Below are 3,175 nucleotides of genomic sequence, written 5' to 3' on the forward strand. Positions count from 1 at the left end.
ATCTGGTCCCCGCTCAACCCCCCGATCTTAACGCGGGGGCCTCGCTCCACCAGCTCCCCGGGGCGGGGGTCCCCCCGGCCGCCGTCGGGCGGGCCCCACCACCGGCCCGGGCCCGCCGGCCCGGGCGTCCTAGGGTGGCGGACATGCCGCTCGTCGACGTGACCCACGCGCCCACCGTGCCCGAGTCCACCCTGCGCGAGCTGGGCGCGGTGCTGCCGCACCTGGTGTCCCTGGCCGTGGAGTGCCCCGAGGAGCCGTACGACGGGGACCTGCGACCCGGCGACGTCGAACTGCGCTTCCGGCCGCTGGGCCCGCTGGACCGCAGCGGCCTGGCGGTGGTGATCGAGGTCAAGTCGAAGTGGTTCGCCAGCCGCGCGGCCGACCGCCAGGAACGCGTGGACACCCTCCACGCGAACATCCGCGCCGCGACCGGGCTCACCGACTTCGGCGTCTACCTCTCGCTGCCCGTCGCCGCCTGGTCCCAAGGAGACTGACCCCCCGCCCGGGACTCCGGCCCCGGCGCCGCCCGCTGCGGCTGCGACCATGGGCCGCATGCTGTCGCTGACGATGAACGACGCCGCCGCCCTGGCGCTCGGAGTGCACGACCACCCCGCCGCCCTGACGCCGCCCGGCGGCCTCGCCCCCGGCCTGCGCGGCCGCCTCGCCGACGGGATCACCCGCCGCGGCGCCGTCCTCACCTGGGCCGACTCGACGGCCGACGCCGGCGCCGCGCCCGCCGCCTTCACCGACCTCACCGCCTGGGAGTGCGCCGACAGCTCCTTCCACCTGGAGGACCACGTCCCCGTCGAGGTCCGGACCGTCGACGACGCCCCGCAGATCTCCGAGGACGACCAACGGCTCCTCCTCCTGCACGGGATCGCCCTCGCCCTGGAGTTCCGCCGCCTCCTCACCGGAGCGGACCACCCGGGCCCGGTGCGCTGCATCGTCGCGGCCAACGGGACGAACGCCACGTTCAGGTTCCACCGGATCCGCGCGGGCCAGTCCTGGCACAACCCCGACCTCGACGGCTACCGGACGGACAAGCTGGTCGTCCTCGACCTCGTCCCGGCCGCCCCCTGAACCCCAGCCCCGGGTCCCCGCCCTGGGCCCCCGCCCCCGAGCCCCGCCCTGGGTCCCCGCCCCGACCCACCCGACGGCCGGGGTGCTAGAAATCCCCCGTGGACGAACACCCCGAACCCTCGACCCGGCGCGTCTTCGTGGCCCTGGCCCCACCCGACGACGCCAAGGACGAGCTGGCCCACGCCCTCCGCCCCGCCTACGCCGCCTACCCGCGGCTGCGGTGGAACCGGATCGAGGACTGGCACATCACCCTCGCCTTCCTCGGCGAACTGCCCACCACCGCCGTACCGCCGCTGCGCACCGCCCTGGCCGCCCTGGCCCCCGCGCACCCCGCCCCGCGCCTGGGCCTGCACGGCGGCGGCCACTTCGACGACCGCCTCCTGTGGGCCGACATCGACGGCGACCTCGAAGCCCTGCACCGACTGGCCACCGACGTCCGCACCCTGGCCAGGACCTGCGGCATCGACTTCCACGACCGCCCGCTGCGCCCCCACCTGACCCTGGCCCGCGCCCGCCGCGACGACCCCACCAGCGTCCCGCTGGCCGCGGCCGGCCTCACCGGCTTCCACGGCCGCCCCTGGCGGGCCGAACGCCTCCACCTGGTCGGCAGCAACACCGGCCGCGGCCCCGGCCCGATCCACTACCGCGACATCGAGGCCTGGCACCTGGGCGCCGCCACCGGCAGCGCCCCTGACGAGCCGTAGCCGCCGAGCCGTAGCCGCCGAGCTGCAGCCGACGAGTGGTCACCGTGCGCTCGCCCGTACGTCGATCGGATCTTCATCCGCATCGGCTAGCCTGCCCCCGGCACCGCAGGTCCGCAGGTCATCCAGCGCTGACGGCCCGCCACCACGCCGCACGGCACCGCACGTTCCACGAGGGGGAAACCGATGTCCCGCACGACCCACCGCCGTACCGCCGCCACGCTCACCGCGGCCGCCACCACGGCCCTGCTCGCCCTCACCGGCACCGCCGCCACCGCGGCCACCGCCGCCGCACCGCTGTCCGGCACCGAGGCGACCATCGCCGTCGGCGCCCGGGGCGTCGTGCCGGTGGTCAGCCCCGACGGCGCCAAGGCCTACGTCGTGGTGACCGAGTCCGACAACACCTCCACCGTGAAGACGGTGGACACCCAGACCGGCGCCGTCACCGCCCGCCTGGCCCTGGGCACCCTCCAGTGGAGCGCCCACCCGGCCCTCAGCGCGGACGGCTCGCGCCTGTACGTCCTCGACGGCCAGCGCCTCAGCGTGGTGGACACCGCCACCCTGACCCTGCTCGCCACCCTCGCCCTGCCCGACCAGCCGCGCCCCGCCGGCTGGGTCGCGGGCTCCACCTCCGGCCTGGCCCTCAGCCCGGACGGTGCGACCCTGTACGTCTCCCAGAACGGCGCGACCGCCTACCGGCAGAACGGCCAGAGCCGGATCCTGGCCTTCGCCACCGCGCAGCGGGCCTTCACCGCGTCCGTCCAGGTCCAGGCCCCCTACGTCGGCGCCCCCGCGGCCCGCCCGGGCACCGGCGACGTGTACGTCGGCACCAGCCAGGGCGTGGTCCACGTGACCACGGCCGCCACCGCGCCGACCGTGGCCGGCGCCGTCCAGGGCACCGCCACGAACCTGGACTACAACCTGGCGTTCACCCCCGACGGCAAGCGCCTGTTCGGCCTCGCCGAGCTCGGCAGCGGCGCCAGCACCGTCATCGACCCGGCCACGGACACCGTCACCACCACCTTCCACCCCGCCACCGGCGGCGACACCCTGGAGAACCCGCAGGTCAGCGCCGACGGCACCCGGCTCTACCTCGCCGACAGCAACTACGGCACGAGCAGCACCTCCGTCCTCGCCCTCGACACCGCCACCGGCGCCCCCGTCCCCGCCGACAGCGCCGGCGACCTCGACGAGGACGACCTCACCGGCCTGGCGCTGGGCCCCGACGGCCACACCTTCTACGTGGGCGGCACCGCCGGCCAGGGCGCCAACCTCCAGATCGTCGCCCACTGACGGAGCTCCGGACCGGGCGCCGGGCCCAGCGCTGGGCCCGGCGCCCCGCCCAGGGCCCGGCCGCCCCGGCCCTCCCACCGCCACAGTCTCGTTTAAAAATA

General features: G+C 76.1%; 4 protein-coding genes. All 4 read left to right on the forward strand.

What is annotated here, in order from left to right:
• The first annotated feature begins 143 nt into the window (after positions 1-143).
• The 4 genes from ACFV8H_RS18935 to ACFV8H_RS18950 all read left to right on the forward strand — a co-directional run bounded on the left by ACFV8H_RS18935 (position 144) and on the right by ACFV8H_RS18950 (position 3,074).
• A complete protein-coding gene (locus ACFV8H_RS18935) occupies positions 144-494 on the forward strand; it encodes a hypothetical protein (RefSeq protein ID WP_380401104.1) in 351 nt (116 codons plus the stop codon).
• A 58-nt stretch (positions 495-552) separates the two neighbouring features.
• Positions 553-1,080, forward strand: a complete 528-nt coding sequence (locus tag ACFV8H_RS18940; protein ID WP_380401106.1) for a hypothetical protein — start codon at positions 553-555, stop codon at positions 1,078-1,080.
• 98 nt (positions 1,081-1,178) lie between these two features.
• Positions 1,179-1,784, forward strand: coding sequence for an RNA 2',3'-cyclic phosphodiesterase (thpR, locus tag ACFV8H_RS18945; protein ID WP_380401108.1), 606 nt, complete (start codon positions 1,179-1,181; stop codon positions 1,782-1,784).
• 183 nt (positions 1,785-1,967) lie between these two features.
• Positions 1,968-3,074 carry a hypothetical protein gene (locus ACFV8H_RS18950; RefSeq protein WP_380401110.1) on the forward strand — a complete coding sequence of 369 codons (1,107 nt, stop codon included), beginning with the start codon at positions 1,968-1,970 and terminating at the stop codon, positions 3,072-3,074.
• The last annotated feature ends 101 nt before the right edge of the window (positions 3,075-3,175 follow it).

Origin of the sequence: Kitasatospora sp. NPDC059827, assembly GCF_042731675.1 — a bacterium.
Lineage (GTDB): Bacteria > Actinomycetota > Actinomycetes > Streptomycetales > Streptomycetaceae > Kitasatospora.

Bases quoted from the DNA above. Each gene is read 5' to 3' on its own strand.
- ACFV8H_RS18935 (WP_380401104.1), top strand. From the start codon at position 144: ATGCCGCTCGTCGACGTGACCCACGCGCCCACCGTGCCCGAGTCCACC.
- ACFV8H_RS18940 (WP_380401106.1), top strand. From the start codon at position 553: ATGCTGTCGCTGACGATGAACGACGCCGCCGCCCTGGCGCTCGGAGTG.
- ACFV8H_RS18950 (WP_380401110.1), top strand. From the start codon at position 1,968: ATGTCCCGCACGACCCACCGCCGTACCGCCGCCACGCTCACCGCGGCC.